Below are 17,383 nucleotides of genomic sequence, written 5' to 3' on the forward strand. Positions count from 1 at the left end.
ACTTAGAACCCGTTCTCAGGCTGCCGGCTGCGATGCGCCGGCGCCGGGCTGGCGCCGGTAGGCCCAGACCACCATGGCGATGCCGGCCAGGATCATCGGCAGGCTCAGCCACTGGCCCATCGACAGCTTCAGCGCCAGCAGGCCCAGGAAGTTGTCGGGCTCGCGCGCGAATTCCGCGGCAAAGCGGAAGGCACCATAGCCGATCAGGAATACCCCCGACACCGCGCCCATCGGCCGCGGCTTGCGCGCGAACAGCCACAGGATGATGAACAGCGCCACGCCCTCGCCGGCAAACTGGTACAGCTGCGACGGATGGCGCGGGATGTTGTCGCCCGCCTGCGGGAAGATCATGCCCCACGGCAGGTCGGTGGCGCGGCCCCACAGCTCGCCGTTGATGAAGTTGCCGATGCGCCCGGCGGCCAGCCCGCAGGGGATCATCGGCGCGATGAAGTCGGTCACCTCCATCCAGTGGCGCCGGCGCAGCTTGCCGAACAGCCACATCGCCACGATCACGCCAAGGAAGCCACCATGGAAGGCCATGCCGCCTTCCCACACCTTGAGGATCTCGAGCGGATGGGCCAGGTAGTACGACGGCTTGTAGAACAGCACATAGCCCAGCCTCCCGCCCAGGATCACGCCCAGCACGCCGAAGAACAGCATGTCGTCCAGGTCGCGCGTGGTCCAGCCCTTGGCCGCGATATGCGGCTGGCGGATGCGCAGGCGCCCGAAGCCCAGGAACATGATGAACCCGGCCAGGTACATCAGCCCGTACCAGCGGATGGCAAGCGGGCCAAGGTGGATGGCAACCGGGTCAAACTGGGGATGAATCAGCATGTTGGCGTGAATGGAGGTTGTATAGGCCGCGGCCTGCGTATTGTCAGTGGCCTCGGTGACATTGGTGACGTGTCAGCGAGGGGCGGGCCCGGCTGCGCCCGCTTCTTGCGCGAGCGCGGTCGCAATATCGATGAACGAGCGCAGCACCGGCGCCACGCCGGCGGACGCGCCGTCGCGCCAGACCAGCCCGGTCTCGATCTGCGGGCCGGTCTCGCGCAGCGCCAGGTACGACACCCCGGTGCGGCGAAGGTTGCACAGCGACGCCGGCACCAGCGCCACGCCCATGCCCGCCGACACCAGGCTGACGATGGTCTGCATCTGGATGGCTTCCTGCGCGATCACGGGCACCAGGCCCTCGCGCGCATAGTAGCCCGTAATGATGTCATAAAACGCCGGCGCGCTTCGGCGCGGGAAGATGATCAGCGGCTCATGGGCGGCCTCGCGCAGCGAGACCGTGCCGTCGCCCGCCAGCATCCCGCCCGCCGGCCGCCAGCCGTCGGGCACGGCCAGCACCAGCGGCTCGCTCACCAGCGGCAGGTAGGCCAGCCCGTGCGGCATGGCCGGCAGCTGGGGGCGGATCACCAGGCCGGCATCGATCGCGCCCTCCATCAACGCTTCGAGCTGCACGTCGCTGGTGGCCTCGCGCAGCTGCAGCTGCACCTCCGGGTGGCGGGCGCGAAAGCGCCGCAACAGGTCGGGCAGGATGCCGTAGTCGGCGGTGCTGACAAAGGCCAGCGACAGCGACCCCACCTCGCCGCGCGCCAGCCGCTGCGCCAGCCCGGGCAGCGCCGCAGCGTCGCCCAACACGCGCCGCACCTCGGGCAGCCACTGCTGGCCGGCCGGCGTCAGCGCCACCGAGCGCCGCGTGCGCACGAACAGCTGCACGCCGATTTCCTCTTCCAGCGCCTGGATCTGCTGCGACAAGGGCGGCTGCGTCATCGACAGGCGTCCTGCCGCGCGGCCGAAATGCAACTCTTCCGCCACTGTGACGAAGTAACGCAGCTGACGCAGGTCCAAACGCCCTCCTGATATGTTTTTCGACTCAATAAAGGTCAAATAATATATTTGACACTCCAAAACGCAAGCGTCATTCTTTGGCCCACAACATCGCCGCCATGCGTTCGTGCAGCCTTCGGGCGCGGTGCGGAGCGGCACTGAAGACCCCCCGGAGATTCCCCACCATGGCATTCAACAAACGCTCGCAGAACATCACGCAAGGCGTGGCGCGTTCGCCCAACCGTTCGATGTACTACGCACTCGGCTACCAGAAGGAAGACTTCGACAAGCCGATGGTGGGCATCGCCAACGGCCACTCGACCATCACCCCCTGCAACGCCGGCCTGCAGCGCCTGGCCGATGCCGCCATCGACGCCATCAAGGCGTCCGGCGCCAACCCGCAGGTGTTCGGCACCCCGACCATCTCGGACGGCATGTCGATGGGCACCGAGGGCATGAAGTACTCGCTGATCTCGCGCGAAGTCATCGCCGACTGCATCGAGACCGCCGCGCAGGGCCAGTGGATGGACGGCGTGGTCGTGATCGGCGGCTGCGACAAGAACATGCCGGGCGGGATGATCGCGCTGGCGCGCACCAACGTGCCGGGCATCTACGTCTACGGCGGCACCATCAAGCCGGGCAACTGGAAAGGCAAGGACCTGACCATCGTGTCGTCGTTCGAGGCCGTGGGCGAATTCACCGCCGGGCGCATGAGCCAGGAAGACTTCGAAGGCGTGGAGAAGAACGCCTGCCCGTCGACCGGGTCGTGCGGCGGCATGTACACCGCCAACACCATGAGCTCGTCGTTCGAAGCGCTGGGCATGTCGCTCTTGTATTCGTCGACCATGGCCAACCCGGACCAGGAAAAGGTCGACAGCGCCGCCGAGTCGGCCCGCGTGCTGGTGGAAGCCGTCAAGCAGGACATCAAGCCGCGCGACATCATCACGCGCAAGTCGATCGAGAACGCCGTGGCGCTGATCATGGCCACCGGCGGCTCGACCAACGCCGTGCTGCACTACCTGGCCATCGCCCACGCCGCCGAAGTGGAATGGACCATCGACGACTTCGAGCGCATCCGCCGCAAGGTGCCGGTGATCTGCAACCTGAAGCCGTCCGGCCAGTACGTGGCGACCGACCTGCACAAGGCAGGCGGCATTCCGCAGGTCATGAAGATCCTGCTCAAGGCCGGCATGCTGCATGGCGACTGCCTGACCATCACCGGCCGCACGCTGGCTGAGGAGCTGGAAAACGTGCCCGACACCCCGCGCGCCGACCAGGACGTGATCCTGCCGATCGAGAAGGCGCTGTACAAGGAGGGCCACCTGGCCATCCTGAAGGGCAACCTGGCCGAAGAAGGCGCGGTCGCCAAGATCACCGGCCTGAAGAACCCGGTCATCACCGGCCCGGCGCGCGTGTTCGAGGACGAGCAAAGCGCGATGGAAGCCATCCTGGCCGACAAGATCAACGCCGGCGACATCCTGGTGCTGCGCTATCTCGGCCCCAAGGGCGGCCCCGGCATGCCGGAAATGCTGGCCCCGACCTCGGCCATCATCGGCAAGGGCCTGGGCGAGTCGGTCGGCTTTATCACCGACGGGCGCTTCTCGGGCGGTACCTGGGGCATGGTGGTTGGCCACGTGGCGCCGGAAGCGTATGTGGGCGGCACCATCGCGCTGGTGCAGGAAGGCGACTCGATCACCATCGACGCGCACAAGCTGCTGCTGCAGCTGAACGTGCCGGACGAAGAACTGGCCAGGCGCCGTGCCAACTGGAAGCAGCCGGCACCGCGCTATACCCGCGGCGTGCTGGCGAAGTTCTCGAAGCTGGCGTCGACGGCGAGCAAGGGTGCAGTGACGGATTGATTTTCAGCCGCGCTGATGCAAAAAAGCCTGCGAACAATCGCAGGCTTTTTGTTTGCCGACGTCTGTCGAGCCCCGCCGGTTTGCTCCAACCCTTCAGCCGCCGTTAATCCGCCCCCGGCGTCTTCTCGATCTCCTCCAACGTCGCATCCAGCCATTCCACCAGCCGCGCCTCCAGCGACTGCGTCAGCTCGCTGGCCAGTTGCGCTGTCAGCGGCGCCAGCCGCGACTGCAGCGTGGCTTCGGTATGGGCCGCCACGACCTGCGGCCATTCGGTGCGAAAGCGCATCATCACGCGCGTCAGCAACTCGGTGCGCACGGCGCGCAGGTCGTCCTCGCCCGGGGCGCCGGTATCGGCTGGCATCGCCGATGCCGGCGCGGCGCCCTCGTCCGCCACGGCGTCGCCGGTATCGCCGACATGCATGACCAGGCCCGAATCGGCCATGCCGAAGGTATCGATCACGCCCTCCTGCGCAGCGGCAGCTGGCGCTGCTGTCCCTGCATCCGGCAGTTCGAACACCTCGGTCAGCAGCGGGATGCTGTCGTTCGGATCGAGCCGCGGGATCACCCGCGAGGTGGTGCGTTCGCTCATGCGGCGTCTCCCTTGGGCTGGCCGATGTCGTGGTGCGTCAGCGGATAGCCGCGTTCGCGGTAGAAACGGTAGCGCTGGCGGCCGGCCTCGCGCGCGGCCTCGCCCGCGCCCACCACCTCGATCAGGCGTTCAAAGCTGGCAAACTGCGCCGGGGCCTGGTCGGCCAGGTTGATCAGCAGCTGGTGGTGCGGCACGCCTTCGGTGGTGGCGGCCAGCAGGATCGGCGTGACCGCCGCATTGGCGCTTTCCAGCCCGCAATGCGGCAGGAAGTCCAGCGCGGAGAAGGTCCACAGGCGCGCATCCAGGTCCGCCAGCTGCGCCGGCGCCCCGTGGATCACCACCTTCTGCCCGGCGCCGTAGGCCTTGCGGACCAGCCGGCAGACATAGCCGAGCACGTCCGGCACGTTGCTGTGGAAATCGATGCGCGTCATGAACCCTTGCTGCCTCTGTTGCCTGCCGCCGCTGCCATCAGGCCGCGCGGTCCATCAGGAACTGCGCCAGCAGCGGCACCGGGCGGCCGGTGGCCCCCTTGGCCGCGCCGCTCTTCCAGGCGGTGCCGGCGATGTCCAGGTGGGCCCAGTCGTACTTCTCGGCAAAGCGCGACAGGAAGCACGCCGCCGTCACGCTGCCGGCCGGGCGGCCGCCGATATTGCCCATGTCGGCAAAGTTGGACTTGAGCTGGTCCTGGTACTCGTCGTCCAGCGGCATGCGCCAGGCGGTGTCCATGGCGCGGCGGCCGGCTTGCAGCAGGGCATCGGCAAGCGCGTCGGAGCGCGCGTACAGGCCGCTGTTGACATGGCCGAGCGCGATGATGCAGGCACCCGTCAGCGTGGCCACGTCGATCACCGCGACCGGCTTGAAGCGCTCTACGTAGGTCAGCGCGTCGCACAGGATCAGGCGGCCTTCGGCGTCGGTGTTCAGGATCTCGATGGTCTGGCCGGACATGCTGGTGACCACGTCGCCCGGCTTGGTGGCGATGCCGCTGGGCATGTTCTCGCAGGTCGGCACCACGGCGATGACGTTGAGCTTCAGGCCCATCTCGGCCACGGCCTGGATCGTGCCCAGCACCGAGGCGGCGCCGCACATGTCGTACTTCATCTCGTCCATGCCCTCGCCCGGCTTGAGCGAGATGCCGCCGGTATCGAAGGTGATGCCCTTGCCCACCAGCACCACCGGGGCCTGCTTGGCACCGGCGCCGTCGTAGCGCAGCACGATGAACTGCGGCGGCTCTTCGCTGCCCTTGGTCACGGCCAGGAAGGCCCCCATGTTCAGGGCCTCGATCTGCTTGCGGCCCAGCACCTCGGCCTTGAGCTTGTGGCGCTTGGCAATGCCGCGGGCGGTATTGGCCAGGTAGGTCGGCGTGCAGATATTGGACGGCAGGTTGCCCAGGTCGCGCGTCAGCTCCATGCCATTGGCGATGGCGGTGCCGCGCACCACGGCCTGGGTGGCGGCGCGGGCATCGCCGCTGTCGACCGCGATCACGACCTTGCGCAGCGACGACTTGTCGTTGCCGTTGGGCTTGCCGTTGGCATTGGCGCGCTTCAGGCCCGGATGGCGCTCCAGCAGGCGATAGCCGGCTTCGCGCACCAGCGTGATGGTGGTAATCACGCCCCAGGCGACATCGCGCTGCTGCGGCGCCTGTTGCGCCAGGCACCACAGGGCCGAGGCGGCACGCGTGGACGACAAGGCACGCACAGCGGTGCGGACCGCGTCGGCAAAGGCCTTGTCGCTGAAATCGGCTTCCTTGCCCAGGCCCACCAGCAGCACGCGCGCGGCGCCCACGCCGGCCACCTCATGCAGCATCAGCTGGGTGCCGCGCTTGCCCTCGAAGTCGCCCTGCTTGACCAGCCGCCCCACCAAGCCCTTGGTGGCCACATCCAGTGCCTTGGCCACTCCGGCCAGGTTCTGGCCTTCGAACAGGCCGACCACCAGGCAGTCGGTCTTGGTCGCCAGGAAACCATTTTGGCCGGCTTTGCTCCAATCCAAGGCTTTTGTGCTAAATTCCATCGCGCTTCCTTCCAGGGGCTCGTTAGACACGAAAGCCTCCATTATCCGCGATTTTTATCCCGCGACCTGCCGCCGCTGATACGCCCCGGCCACGCTGACAGCTTGTAGTGCTACCAGCCAGCTGTTCTGCCAGGCACCTCGCACGGCACATCGCCCGCTCCGGCCGGCAGCCCGGAACCGAACCCGCATGATCCTTCAACAAGCCCTGCGACGCGAGCTTGCCTACACCGCCGGGGCGGTGTTCCTGGTGATGCTGACCTTCATGCTCACATCGCTCGTGATCCGCATCCTGGGGATGGCCGCCAACGGCAAGGCCAGCCCCAACGACGTGCTGATGCTGATCGGCCTGGCCACCATCGGCTACCTGTCGATCCTGCTGTCGGCCACGCTCTTCATCTCCACCCTGATCGTGCTGACGCGCTGGTACAAGGACTCGGAGATGGTGGTGTGGTTCTCGGCCGGCATCTCGCTGCGCGACCTGGTCAAGCCGGTGCTGCAGTTCGCCGCACCCTTCGTCGTGCTGGCGCTGCTGCTGGGCATGTTTGCCTGGCCCTGGGCCAACCAGCAGAGCGCGCTGTTCCGCGACCGCTTCGAGCAGCGCGGCGTGATGTCGATGATTGCCGCGGGGCGCTTTATCGAGCCGGCCAAGGCCAACTACGTGCTGTTCATCGAGGGCATGGATGCCGACATGAAGTATGCGCGCAATGTCTTTGTCGCCAACTCCGAGGCCGACAAGATCGGCGTGGCGCTGGCGCACCAGGGCAAGTTCGAGACCATGCCCAACGGCGACCGCCTGGTGGTGATGGAAAACGGCCGCCGCTACTCGGGCACGCCCGGCCAGATCGACTACCGCATCGTTGAATTTGGACGCTATGCGGTCAAGGTGGACAACAAGCCGCCCGAGTCCGAGGCCGACCAGCCGCCCAAGAGCCGCGACACCATCGACCTGATCCGCAACCCCACGCGTGAAAACCTGGGCGAGCTGGTATGGCGCATCTCGCTGCCGATCCTGGCCTTCAACTTCGTCATGATCGCGATCCCGCTGGCCTACGTGAACCCGCGCCTGGGCCGCTACACGCCGCTGGTGTTCGCGGTGCTGATCTACCTGACCTACAGCAACCTGATCAACCTGTCGCAGTCCTGGGTGCGCTCGGGTGCGATCCCGTTCTGGCTGGCGTGGTGGCCGATCCACCTGGTGGTGTTCGTGGGGGCGCTACTGCTGTTCCGCTACCGCCAGAACCGCAGCCTGGGCGGCTGGCGCGCCGTGTTCGGCCTGCGCAGGCGCGATGCCGCGGCCACCGGAGGCCGGGCATGAGGATCCTGCGTGTTTATGAACGCTACTTCGGCCGGCTGGTCTATGGTGTGTTCGCCTTTATCCTGTTCGCGGTGCTGTCGCTGTTCGTGTTCTTCGACATGCTCAACGAGCTGGAGAGCGTCACCAACCAGTACACCTCGCTGATCGCGCTGTTCCACGTCCTGCTGCAGGCGCCCACGCGGGTGTATGAGGTGCTGCCGATCGCCGTACTGATCAGCGCGATCTACGTGTTCTCGCAGCTGGCCAGCCAGTCCGAGTACACCATCTTCCGCGTAGCCGGCCTGAACACGCGCCAGGCGCTGTTCTCGCTGTTCAAGCTGGCGGTGCCGCTGGCCATCGTGACCTTTATCTTCGGCGAGTTCATCGGCCCCCGCGCCGAGCAGTACGCGCAGAAGATTAAGCTCGAGGCAATCGGCGCAACCGTGTCGGCGGGCTTCCGTTCGGGCGTCTGGGTCAAGGACCGCGACAAGGATGCCGCCACCGGCGGCGGCGAGATCACCCGCTTCGTCAACGTGGCGGGGTTGCGGCCGGACCAGACCATCACCGGCATCACCATGTACGAGTTCGACCCGCAATACCGCCTGCGCGTGATCCGCGTGGCGGAGGAGGGGCGCTACCAGGGTGGCCAGTTGTGGGAACTGCAGGGCGTCAACGAGACCCGCTTCATCGAGCTGGCGCCCGCGGCACAGGGGGCGAAGCCGGCACGCGATGCGCTGGCCCCGGACTTCCGCGCCGAGCAGATCAAGTTCCCGCGCGTGACCATGCATTCCGAGCTGACGCCGCAGATCCTGTCGGTGCTGCTGGTGACGCCGGAGCGGATGTCGACGCTGGACCTGTTCCGCTATATCCGCCACCTGCGCGACAACAAGCAGGATACGCAGCGCTATGAGATCGCCTTCTGGAAGAAGGTGATCTACCCGCTGACGCTGTTTGTGATGGTGGCGCTGGCCCTGCCCTTCGCCTACCTGCACGCGCGTGCCGGCGCTGTCGGCGTGAAGGTGTTCGGGGGCATCATGCTGGGGCTGTCGTTCCACTTGTCGAACACGCTGTTCTCGCACGTGGGGCTGCTGCATACGTGGCCGCCGATTATCTCAGCGCTGGTGCCAGGCACGCTCTACCTGATGGTGGCGCTGCTGGCGCTGCGGTGGGTGGATCGGCACTGAGGAGCAGGCTGCCATGACCGCACCCACCCGGGCCTTGGTCCTGTTTGCGCATGGCGCGCGCGATGCACGCTGGCGCGAGCCGTTCGACCGCCTGCAGCAGAAGGTGGCCGCTGCCCTGCCCGGGTGCGAGGTGCGGCTGGCGTTCCTGGAACTGATGACGCCCGCGCTGCCCGACGCGCTCGCCGACCTGGCAGCGCGCGGCGTGTCCGACGCCACCGTGGTGCCGGTGTTCCTGGGCCAGGGCGGCCACCTGCGGCGCGACCTGCCGGCCTTGCTCGACCAATGCCGGCAAACGCATCCCGGGCTGCGTATCCATTGCGCGACGGCAGCAGGCGAGGCCGATGCGGTGCTGGATGCGATGGCGGCGTACTGCGTTGCCTCAATGCCGGCAAGCGGCCAGCCCTGAGCAGAAACGTGGTCCCCGATGACAAAAGCCCTGTACCGGCATGCCGGTACAGGGCTTTTTTTCTAGTGGCGCGGAGCGCGGTCAGGCAGCGCGCGGCGCCTGCACGACGGTATCGTCCACGCCTTCGCGCGGCGTTTCGGTAGCCCGCGCAGCCAGCGCCGCCCCGATCATCAGCAGGCTCGGCTGCACCGGATCGATCCAGGCCGCGGCCTCGCCCGCTGCCATCCGGCCCAACGTGAACTCACGACTACGCTGCCGCGGCGTGCTGGCGGCTTCCACCACCCACGCCGGCGTGGACGCCGGCTTGCCATGCGCGATCAGCTGCGCGGCAATCGACGCCGCCTGGTCGCGGCCCATGTAGTAGACCAGCGTATCGGCCTTGACCGCGGCTTCGATATCGGCCGAGCCGTCACCATCCGCAGCCTTCGCCTGCGTGGCAAAGGCCACGCTGCGCGACACACCCCGCTTGGTCAGCGGCTTGCCGATCGCCGAAGCGGCCGCCAGCGCCGCCGTGATGCCCGGCACCACTTCATACTCGATGCCGGCGGCTTCCAGCGCCTGCAGTTCCTCGTCGGCGCGGCCGAACAGCATCGGGTCGCCGCCCTTCAGGCGCACCACGCGCTCGTACTTGCTGGCCAGGTCGACGATCTGGCGGTTGATGAACAGCTGCGCGGTGGAACGCTGACCGCAGCGCTTGCCCACCTCTACCAGCTCGGCCTGCGGACACCAGGCCAGCATCTCCGGCGACACCAGTGCATCATGCAGCACCACCTGGGCTTCGCCCAAAAGCCGTGCACCACGCACCGTAATGAGGTCTGCCGCACCGGGGCCTGCCCCGATGAGGAACACCTTGCCGTAAGTCTTCTGCGCCTGCTTGTTCATCTCCGGTCCCTTTCCTGTCGTTACCGATCAGGAGAACGCACGGATCATGCCCGCGGCCACCGTGTGGTTGGTCGCTTCGTCGATCAGCACGAAGGCGCCCGTTGCCGGGTTGTCGCCATAGGCATCGCACACGATCGGCTTCTGCAGCGAGATCTGCACCGAACCGATGTCGTTCAGGCGGATATCGTGGCGGCCGGTCTCGTGCGACAGCGTATGCACGTCCAGCACGCGGTCCACCGCCGACACGCGCGCGAACACGCTGGCCGTGGTGTGCTTGAGCACGTACTTGCGCGCCGGGTTCAGCGATTCGTCGTCGAACCAGCACAGGTCGGCTTGCAGCTTCTTGGCCGGCGCGGTGGCGGCATCGGCGGCGACGAACATGTCACCGCGTGATACATCGACGTCCTCGGACAGGCGCACGGTGACCGTGTCGCCGACATTGGCGGATTCGGCGGCGCCGTTGGGCGTCAGCACTTCGGCCACCACGGCCTCGCGGTTGGCGGGCAGCACGCGCAGCTTCTGGCCCACGCGCACGGTGCCGGCTTCGATGCGGCCGGCATAGCCGCGGAAGTCGTCCGACTGCGAACCGTCCTGGCGGATCACCAGCTGCACCGGGAAGCGCAGCGCGGCGTCATCCTCGGGCGCGGCCTCTTCCACCGGCAGTTCTTCCAGCAGCGGCAGCAGCGGCTCGCCCTGGTACCAGGCCATGGCATCGCTCTCGTGCACGATGTTGTCGCCGCGCAGCGCCGACACCGGCACGTAGCGCACGTCCTTCAGGCCCAGTTGCTCGGCCAGTTCGGTGTAGGCGGTGCGGATCTCGTTGAAGCGCTGTTCGCTGTAGTCGACCAGGTCCATCTTGTTGATGGCGACGATCACGTGCCGGATCTCAAGCAGCTTCAGGATCGCCGAGTGGCGCTTGGTCTGCGCCAGCAGCTCGGCGCGGCCGTTGGTGACGGTGACGCGGGTGGCATCGACCAGCACGATGGCCGCGTCCGCGGTCGAGGCGCCGGTGACCATGTTGCGGGTGTACTGCTCGTGGCCCGGGGTATCCGCGATGATGAACTTGCGGCGCGCGGTCGAGAAGTAGCGGTAAGCCACGTCGATGGTGATGCCCTGCTCGCGCTCGGCTTCCAGGCCGTCGGTCAGCAGCGAGAAGTCGATCTGCTCGCCGGCGGTGCGCTTGTTCTTGGCGTTGGCCAGCGCGGTTAGCTGATCGGACAGCACGGCCTTGCTGTCATACAGCAGGCGGCCGATCAGCGTGCTCTTGCCGTCGTCGACGGAGCCGGCGGTGATGAAGCGCAGCAGGCCTTGATGAGTTGCTTGGTGAGTCATGTTGAATTCCTTTGCTGCGTCCGGGATCAGAAGTAGCCTTCTTTCTTCCGGCGTTCCATCGAGGCTTCGCTGGTCTGGTCGTCCATGCGGGTGGCGCCGCGCTCGGTGATCTCGGTCACCGCAGTCTCGGCGATGATCGCTTCCGGCGAATCGGCAACGCTGGCCACCGGGCAGGTGCAACTGATGTCGCCGACGGTACGGAAGCGCACCGACAGCACTTCGCTGACGTCGCCGTCCTGCTTGGGCGTGATCGGCGTGACCGGCACCAGCAGGCCGTTCTTGCGCACCACTTCGCGCTGGTGCGAATAGTAGATCGGCGGCAGCGCCAGCTTTTCGCGGGCGATGTACTGCCACACGTCCAGCTCGGTCCAGTTCGAGATCGGGAACACGCGCATCTGCTCGCCCTGCGCCATGCGGGCGTTGTACAGGCTCCACAGCTCGGGGCGCTGGGCCTTGGGGTCCCACTGGCCGAACTCGTCGCGGAACGAGAAGATGCGCTCCTTCGCGCGGGCCTTCTCTTCGTCGCGGCGTGCGCCGCCCATCAGCGCGTCGAACTGGTGCTCGCCGATGGTTTCCAGCAGCGTCACGGCCTGGGCCGCGTTGCGCGAATCGGTTTCCTTGCGCAGGCGCACGGTTCCGCGCTTGATCGAGTCCTCGACATGGCCCACCACCAGGCGCGCGCCCAGCTCAGCCACGCGCTGGTCGCGGAAGGCGATCACTTCCGGATAGTTGTGGCCGGTGTCGATATGCACCAGCGGGAACGGCAGCTCGATCTTGCGGTCGCCCAGGCGGAAGGCCTTCAGCGCCAGGTGCAGCATCACGATCGAGTCCTTGCCGCCCGAGAACAGCAGCGCCGGGTTGCGGCACTCGGCCACCACCTCGCGGATGATGTAGATCGACTCGGCTTCGAGCCGGTCGAGATGGTCGTTCTGTACCTGCAACAGGTGCGCCACGCTGCTGGTGGCTTCTGCGATGTCGTTCATGATGCCCATTTCGTCCGGCCTCAATGCTTGATGTTCTGTTCGTGGAGCCCGCACTCTTTCGAGTCCTTGCTCTCCCACCACCAACGTCCCGCACGGACATCCTCGCCCGCGCGCACGGCACGCGTACACGGCTCGCAGCCGATGCTCGGGTAGCCCTTGGCGTGCAGGTCGTTGATGGGCACGTTGTGGCGCCTCAGGTAGGCCCACACTTCGGCCTCGCTCCAGTCCGCCAGCGGGTTGAATTTGGGGATGCCGCGGGCCTCGTCCATTTCCTCGAACGGCAGCTCGGCGCGCGTCACGGCCTGCTCGCGGCGCTGGCCGGTCATCCAGGCGTCGGCGTGCGACAGCGCGCGGTTGAGCGGCTCGACCTTGCGGATGCCGCAGCATTCCTTGCGCAGGTCGATGCTGTCGTAGAAGCCGTTCAGGCCATTCTTCTTCAGGTAGTTCTCGACGGCCTCGGCGTCCGGCGTGAACTGCTCGATGCTGTAGCCGTAGTGCGACTGCACCTTGTCAAGCACCGCCAGCGTCTCGGCGTGCAGGCGCCCGGTCTGCAGCGTGAACACGCGGATGCCGGCGCGCACGGCTTCGGTGCCGCGCAGGATCGCGTCGGTCAGCACCATGTCCTCGGCCGCCAGGCTCGAGGCAAAGCGCGCGCGAAAGAAGCGTGCCGCGATGCCCGCCAGGCGCTCGCCCAGCTCGCGCTCCTTCTGCTCCAGCGCGGCGATGCTGCCGGTGTATTCCGGCGCAACCCACAGCGCGGGCGGACGCAGCGCCGACGCCGCACCGGCGTCGACCACGGCGATGTCGCTCAGCACCGTGCTCATGCCGCTTCCTTCGGTTGCGCGCCAACCTCTGCCCGCGCGCGGCGGAACAGCGGCAGCGGCTCATCCACCGAAGCCTGGTAGGTCACGGTGAACTCGGTGAAGCCCTTGACGGCGTCGTCGATGTTCTTGTCGGCGCGTACCGCGAAGGCGTCGAAGCCGCAGCGCTTCATGAAGTTGAGCTGGTCGCGCAGCACGTCGCCGATGGCGCGCAGCTGGCCCTTCCAGTGGTAGCGGGTGCGCAGCAGGTAGGCCGTGGAAAAGCCGCGGCCATCGCGGAACACCGGGAAGTCCACCGCCACCAGCGCCACGCGCGCGAAGTATGCCTCGGCATCGCCCGGCTCGTCTTCCGGGGCCAGCCACACGCCGGTGCGGGCCGCATCGCGGCCGGCCAGCAGCGCTTCGTTGGCCTTGAACACCGACAGCGGGAACAGCACCGCGTCCTGGCTTTGCACGGCCGCGGCGATCTGCTCGTCGGTCAGCGGCTGCTCGGCGGTGCCGCGCAGCACGGTCCAGGCGTCATCGACGATGACGGGGGCGACGGTAGCGCCGTCCTGTTGCAGTTGAATGATCTTTGCCATGTTCAGTCTCCGGTCCTCAGGCTTCAGCGCGCTCGCGCGGCTGCTTGTCGGCATAAACGCGCTCCTTGAACGGGGCGATGCCGATGCGGGACAGGGTTTCGATAAAGCGTTCGTCTTCGATGCGGTTGGCCACGAAGGTGTCGATGATGCGGCTCACCACCTCGGGCATTTCCTCGGCGCTGAACGACGGGCCGATCACCTTGCCCAGCGCTGTCTGGTTGCCCTGGGCGCCGCCCAGCGTGACCTGGTACCACTCCGAACCATCCTTGTCGACGCCCAGCACGCCGATATTGCCGACGTGGTGGTGGCCGCAGGCGTTGATGCAGCCCGAAATGTTCAGCGAGATCTCGCCCAGGTCATAGACGTAGTCGAGGTCGTCGAAGCGGTCCTGGATCGCCTGCGCGATGGGGATCGACTTGGCGTTGGCCAGCGAGCAGAAATCGCCGCCCGGGCAGGCGATGATATCGGTCAGCAGGCCGATATTCGGGGTGGCGAGGCCGGCCTTCTTGGCCAGTTGCCACAGCGCGTACAGGTCCTGCTTCTTCACGTCCGGCAGGATCAGGTTCTGCTCGTGCGCCACGCGCAGCTCGCCGAAGCCGAACTGGTCAGCCAGGTCGGCCACGGCTTCGATCTGCGCGTCGGTGGCGTCCCCCGGGGGCGAGGCCACGCCCGGCTTGGTCGACAGCGTCACCGCGGCGTAGCCCGGCACCTTGTGGCCGTGCACGTTGCGGCTGACCCAGCGCGCAAAGGCCTTGTCTTCCAGCAGATGGTTCTCGTACGAAGCGTCGGTGTCGGCAAGCTTTTCATAGGCGGGCGGCGTGAAGTACTGCGCCACGCGGTCGAACTCGGCCTGCGTCAGCGTGGCCGGGCCGTCCTTGCTGTGCTGCCACTCTTCCTCGACTTCCTGCGCGAACTTGTCCGCGCCGATGGCCTTCACCAGGATCTTGATGCGCGCCTTGTACTTGTTGTCGCGGCGGCCATAGCGGTTGTACACGCGGATGGCCGACTCAACGTAGGACAGCATGTGCTGCCACGGCAGGTCGTCCTTGATGATCGTGCCCAGGATCGGCGTGCGGCCCAGGCCGCCGCCGGCCAGGATGCGCAGGCGCGTTTCGCCTTCGGCGTTCTTGTAGGCGTAGATGCCGATATCGTGCATCTGCACCACGGCGCGGTCATTGGCCGAGGCCGAGATGGCGATCTTGAATTTGCGCGGCAGGAAGGCGAATTCCGGCTGGAAGGTGCTCCACTGGCGCAGCAGCTCGGCCAGCACGCGCGGGTCCACCGACTCGTCCGGCGCCACGCCGGCGAAGTGGTCGGTGGTGATGTTGCGCACGCAGTTGCCCGAGGTCTGGATGGCGTGCATCTCGACGCTGGCCAGCTCGGCCAGCACGTCAGGCACGCGCTCCAGTTCCATCCAGTTGTACTGGATGTTCTGGCGCGTGGAGAAGTGGCCATAGCCGCGGTCGTACTCGCGCGCGATATGGCCCAACTTGCGCATCTGCTTCGACGACAGCAGGCCGTACGGAATCGCCACGCGCAGCATGTAGGCATGGCGCTGCATGTACAGGCCGTTCTGCAGGCGCAGCGGCAGGAATTCTTCCTCGGTCAGCTCGTCGGACAGGCGGCGGCGCACCTGGTCACGGAACTGGGCGACGCGCTCGGCGACGATGCGCTGGTCATATTGGTCGTACTGATACATGGCGGGGTCCGTTCAGTATTCGTTGAATTCAGGAAACGAGCTTGATGGCGACCAGCGTCAGCGTGGTCGCCAGTGCGGCACGCACCAGCCGTTCGGGCAGCGCCCGCGACAGTTGCGCGCCCAGCCAGATGCCGGGGATCGAACCCACCAGCAGCGCCAGCAGCAAATTCCAGTCGACCGTGCCAAGCCACACATGGCCCAGCCCGGCAAGCGCCGTCAGCGGGACGGCGTAGGCAATGTCGGTGCCGGCCACTTCAGCCGGCTTCATATGGGGGTACAGCAGCAGGATCAGCGTGGCGCCAACGGCGCCGGCGCCGATCGACGACACCGTCACCAGCACGCCGATCACGGCGCCGACGGCGATGGTGGCAATGACCTGGGCGCGGCCGTGCAGCTGGAAGCGCGGATTGCGTTCCAGCCAGGCCAGCATCTGCTTGCGGAACAGCAGCGACAATACGGTCAGCAGCACCGACACGCCGATGGTCAGGCGGATCGCATGCAGCCACTGGGCGTTGAGCTCGCCGGCGCTCTTCAGCACCAGGATGGCGGCCACTGCCGCCGGCAGGCTGCCGATGCACAGGCGCCGCACCACCTGCCACTGCACATGGCCGTGGGCGCGGTGCGCGATGGTGCCGAAGCCCTTGGTGATGGCCGCGAAGGCCAGGTCAGTGCCGACCGCAGTGGCCGGCGAGAAGCCGAACAGCAGCGTCAGCAGCGGCGTCATCAACGAGCCCCCACCCACCCCGGTCAGACCGACGAGGACGCCTACAAACAGACCGGAAACGGTATAGGCAACAGACATGGGGGACTCGGTGGGGCCTGGCCCGTGGATCTCGCATCACAAAGTGGCTGCTGCGAGAAGACGCACGGAGGGCTGGCCATTAATTAACAAAGTTCGAGAATCGTAATAAACTGGCCTCATACCTCAAACTAATAAGAAGTTGTTTGTTTATACGAACCCAGATATATGAACCTGCACCAGTTTCGCTTCGTGCGTGAGGCCGTCCGGCAGAACTACAACCTGACTGAGGCCGCAAAAGCGCTCTACACGTCACAACCCGGCGTGTCCAAGGCCATCATCGAACTGGAAGAAGAGCTGGGCGTGGATATCTTTACCCGCCACGGCAAGCGCATCCGCAGCCTGACCGAGCCGGGCCGCCGCATCCTGAGCTCGGTCGAGAAGATCCTGCAGGAAGTGGAAAGCCTGAAGCGCGTCGGCATGGACTATGCGGCACAGGACCAGGGCAACTTCACCATCGCCACCACCCACACCCAGGCGCGCTACGCCCTGCCACGGGTGATCAGCGAGTTCACCAAGCGCTACCCCAAGGTGCGGCTGTCGATCCAGCAGGGCAACCCGGCGCAGATCGCCGACATGCTGCTGCACGACCAGGCCGATATCGGCATCGCGACCGAAGGCATCTCCGCCGACAAGAACCTGGTGTCGCTGCCGGGCTACCAGTGGACCCATATGGTGATTACGCCACCCGAGCATCCGCTGCTGGACAAGAAGCACCTGGCGCTGGAAGACCTGATGGGCTACCCGCTGATCACCTACGATGCCAACTTTGCCGGTCGGACCAAGATCGACAAGGCCTTCGCGCTGCGCCACCTGGAGCCGGACATCGTACTGGAGGCGATCGACGCGGACGTGATCAAGACGTATGTCGAGATCGGGCTGGGCGTGGGCATCGTCGCCGGCGTCGCCTATGATGCCGAGCGCGACCGCAACCTGCGCGGCATCCCGGCCGGCCACCTGTTCGGCAGCAACGTGACGCACCTGGCCGTCAAACAGGGTGCCTACCTGCGCAGCTTTGTCTACACCTTCATCGAGCTGTTCTCGCCGACGCTCAACCGCAAGCTGGTTGAGCAGGCCATGTCCGGCGAACACGAAGCCTACGAACTCTGAGGTCGGC

At 66.6% G+C, this 17,383-nt stretch carries 17 protein-coding genes; 5 read left to right on the plus strand and 12 right to left on the minus strand.

Features of this window, described 5'->3' with window-relative positions:
• Positions 1-15: 15 nt before the first annotated feature.
• Positions 16-834, minus strand: a complete 819-nt coding sequence (lgt, locus tag KB879_RS27130; RefSeq protein ID WP_013957819.1) for a prolipoprotein diacylglyceryl transferase — start codon at positions 832-834, stop codon at positions 16-18.
• Positions 835-906: 72 nt separating this feature from the next.
• A complete protein-coding gene (locus KB879_RS27135; protein ID WP_211980190.1) occupies positions 907-1,851 on the minus strand; it encodes a LysR family transcriptional regulator in 945 nt (314 codons plus the stop codon).
• Between the two features lie 164 nt (positions 1,852-2,015).
• On the opposite strand from KB879_RS27135, the gene ilvD reads away from it, so the two are divergent.
• Complete coding sequence (gene ilvD / locus KB879_RS27140) at positions 2,016-3,689, plus strand: dihydroxy-acid dehydratase (protein WP_013957820.1); 1,674 nt, start codon at positions 2,016-2,018, stop codon at positions 3,687-3,689.
• Between the two features lie 103 nt (positions 3,690-3,792).
• On the opposite strand, the gene KB879_RS27145 is transcribed toward ilvD, so the two are convergent.
• From KB879_RS27145 to KB879_RS27155, 3 genes are read right to left on the minus strand one after another with little or no spacing between them, the layout of a single operon-like run.
• Positions 3,793-4,278: a hypothetical protein gene (locus KB879_RS27145; RefSeq protein ID WP_211980191.1), complete on the minus strand. Its 486-nt coding sequence runs from the start codon at positions 4,276-4,278 to the stop codon at positions 3,793-3,795.
• Complete coding sequence (locus tag KB879_RS27150; RefSeq protein ID WP_211980192.1) at positions 4,275-4,709, minus strand: DNA polymerase III subunit chi; 435 nt, start codon at positions 4,707-4,709, stop codon at positions 4,275-4,277. Before KB879_RS27150 ends, KB879_RS27145 begins: the two co-directional genes overlap by 4 nt.
• Positions 4,710-4,746: 37 nt before the next feature.
• A complete protein-coding gene (locus KB879_RS27155) occupies positions 4,747-6,285 on the minus strand; it encodes a leucyl aminopeptidase (RefSeq protein ID WP_211980193.1) in 1,539 nt (512 codons plus the stop codon).
• A 187-nt stretch (positions 6,286-6,472) separates the two neighbouring features.
• On the opposite strand from KB879_RS27155, the gene lptF reads away from it, so the two are divergent.
• The 3 genes from lptF to KB879_RS27170 are packed head-to-tail and all read left to right on the plus strand — an operon-like array spanning position 6,473 to position 9,169.
• Positions 6,473-7,600, plus strand: a complete 1,128-nt coding sequence (gene lptF / locus KB879_RS27160) for an LPS export ABC transporter permease LptF (RefSeq protein ID WP_013957824.1) — start codon at positions 6,473-6,475, stop codon at positions 7,598-7,600.
• Positions 7,597-8,763: an LPS export ABC transporter permease LptG gene (lptG, locus tag KB879_RS27165; protein ID WP_211980194.1), complete on the plus strand. Its 1,167-nt coding sequence runs from the start codon at positions 7,597-7,599 to the stop codon at positions 8,761-8,763. The genes lptF and lptG overlap by 4 nt, the downstream gene beginning before the upstream one ends.
• 13 nt (positions 8,764-8,776) lie before the next feature.
• Complete coding sequence (locus KB879_RS27170) at positions 8,777-9,169, plus strand: sirohydrochlorin chelatase (protein WP_013957826.1); 393 nt, start codon at positions 8,777-8,779, stop codon at positions 9,167-9,169.
• A gap of 81 nt (positions 9,170-9,250) precedes the next feature.
• Here KB879_RS27170 and cobA read toward each other — a convergent pair whose 3' ends face one another.
• Genes cobA through KB879_RS27205 form a run of 7 tightly spaced genes read right to left on the minus strand, consistent with a single transcriptional unit; the run spans position 9,251 to position 16,269 of the window.
• A complete protein-coding gene (gene cobA, locus KB879_RS27175) occupies positions 9,251-10,051 on the minus strand; it encodes a uroporphyrinogen-III C-methyltransferase (RefSeq protein WP_013957827.1) in 801 nt (266 codons plus the stop codon).
• A 27-nt stretch (positions 10,052-10,078) separates the two neighbouring features.
• The gene (locus tag KB879_RS27180) at positions 10,079-11,383 is read right to left on the minus strand and encodes a sulfate adenylyltransferase subunit 1 (RefSeq protein ID WP_013957828.1); all 1,305 of its coding nucleotides are present in this window, start codon (positions 11,381-11,383) and stop codon (positions 10,079-10,081) included.
• A gap of 26 nt (positions 11,384-11,409) precedes the next feature.
• Complete coding sequence (cysD, locus tag KB879_RS27185) at positions 11,410-12,375, minus strand: sulfate adenylyltransferase subunit CysD (RefSeq protein WP_013957829.1); 966 nt, start codon at positions 12,373-12,375, stop codon at positions 11,410-11,412.
• Between the two features lie 11 nt (positions 12,376-12,386).
• On the minus strand, positions 12,387-13,190 hold the full coding sequence (locus tag KB879_RS27190; RefSeq protein ID WP_211980195.1) for a phosphoadenylyl-sulfate reductase: 804 nt from the start codon (positions 13,188-13,190) through the stop codon (positions 12,387-12,389).
• Positions 13,187-13,768, minus strand: coding sequence for a DUF934 domain-containing protein (locus KB879_RS27195; RefSeq protein WP_153953769.1), 582 nt, complete (start codon positions 13,766-13,768; stop codon positions 13,187-13,189). The genes KB879_RS27190 and KB879_RS27195 overlap by 4 nt, the downstream gene beginning before the upstream one ends.
• Positions 13,769-13,784: 16 nt before the next feature.
• Positions 13,785-15,467 carry a nitrite/sulfite reductase gene (locus KB879_RS27200; RefSeq protein ID WP_013957832.1) on the minus strand — a complete coding sequence of 561 codons (1,683 nt, stop codon included), beginning with the start codon at positions 15,465-15,467 and terminating at the stop codon, positions 13,785-13,787.
• Positions 15,468-15,495: 28 nt separating this feature from the next.
• Positions 15,496-16,269, minus strand: coding sequence for a sulfite exporter TauE/SafE family protein (locus KB879_RS27205; RefSeq protein WP_013957833.1), 774 nt, complete (start codon positions 16,267-16,269; stop codon positions 15,496-15,498).
• A 165-nt stretch (positions 16,270-16,434) separates the two neighbouring features.
• Here KB879_RS27205 and KB879_RS27210 point away from each other — a divergent pair, with 165 nt between their 5' ends.
• The gene (locus KB879_RS27210) at positions 16,435-17,376 is read left to right on the plus strand and encodes a CysB family HTH-type transcriptional regulator (RefSeq protein ID WP_211980196.1); all 942 of its coding nucleotides are present in this window, start codon (positions 16,435-16,437) and stop codon (positions 17,374-17,376) included.
• The last annotated feature ends 7 nt before the right edge of the window (positions 17,377-17,383 follow it).

The organism is Cupriavidus sp. KK10 (genome assembly GCF_018223725.1).
In the GTDB taxonomy this organism is placed as follows: domain Bacteria; phylum Pseudomonadota; class Gammaproteobacteria; order Burkholderiales; family Burkholderiaceae; genus Cupriavidus; species Cupriavidus necator.

What these genes read in the sequence shown, in the direction of transcription:
- lgt (WP_013957819.1), bottom strand. Translation starts at nt 834, where the DNA reads ATGCTGATTCATCCCCAGTTTGACCCGGTTGCCATCCACCTTGGCCCG.
- ilvD (WP_013957820.1), top strand. Translation starts at nt 2,016, where the DNA reads ATGGCATTCAACAAACGCTCGCAGAACATCACGCAAGGCGTGGCGCGT.
- KB879_RS27145 (WP_211980191.1), bottom strand. Translation starts at nt 4,278, where the DNA reads ATGAGCGAACGCACCACCTCGCGGGTGATCCCGCGGCTCGATCCGAAC.
- KB879_RS27150 (WP_211980192.1), bottom strand. Translation starts at nt 4,709, where the DNA reads ATGACGCGCATCGATTTCCACAGCAACGTGCCGGACGTGCTCGGCTAT.
- KB879_RS27155 (WP_211980193.1), bottom strand. Translation starts at nt 6,285, where the DNA reads ATGGAATTTAGCACAAAAGCCTTGGATTGGAGCAAAGCCGGCCAAAAT.
- lptF (WP_013957824.1), top strand. Translation starts at nt 6,473, where the DNA reads ATGATCCTTCAACAAGCCCTGCGACGCGAGCTTGCCTACACCGCCGGG.
- lptG (WP_211980194.1), top strand. Translation starts at nt 7,597, where the DNA reads ATGAGGATCCTGCGTGTTTATGAACGCTACTTCGGCCGGCTGGTCTAT.
- KB879_RS27170 (WP_013957826.1), top strand. Translation starts at nt 8,777, where the DNA reads ATGACCGCACCCACCCGGGCCTTGGTCCTGTTTGCGCATGGCGCGCGC.
- cobA (WP_013957827.1), bottom strand. Translation starts at nt 10,051, where the DNA reads ATGAACAAGCAGGCGCAGAAGACTTACGGCAAGGTGTTCCTCATCGGG.
- KB879_RS27180 (WP_013957828.1), bottom strand. Translation starts at nt 11,383, where the DNA reads ATGACTCACCAAGCAACTCATCAAGGCCTGCTGCGCTTCATCACCGCC.
- cysD (WP_013957829.1), bottom strand. Translation starts at nt 12,375, where the DNA reads ATGGGCATCATGAACGACATCGCAGAAGCCACCAGCAGCGTGGCGCAC.
- KB879_RS27190 (WP_211980195.1), bottom strand. Translation starts at nt 13,190, where the DNA reads ATGAGCACGGTGCTGAGCGACATCGCCGTGGTCGACGCCGGTGCGGCG.
- KB879_RS27195 (WP_153953769.1), bottom strand. Translation starts at nt 13,768, where the DNA reads ATGGCAAAGATCATTCAACTGCAACAGGACGGCGCTACCGTCGCCCCC.
- KB879_RS27200 (WP_013957832.1), bottom strand. Translation starts at nt 15,467, where the DNA reads ATGTATCAGTACGACCAATATGACCAGCGCATCGTCGCCGAGCGCGTC.
- KB879_RS27205 (WP_013957833.1), bottom strand. Translation starts at nt 16,269, where the DNA reads ATGTCTGTTGCCTATACCGTTTCCGGTCTGTTTGTAGGCGTCCTCGTC.
- KB879_RS27210 (WP_211980196.1), top strand. Translation starts at nt 16,435, where the DNA reads ATGAACCTGCACCAGTTTCGCTTCGTGCGTGAGGCCGTCCGGCAGAAC.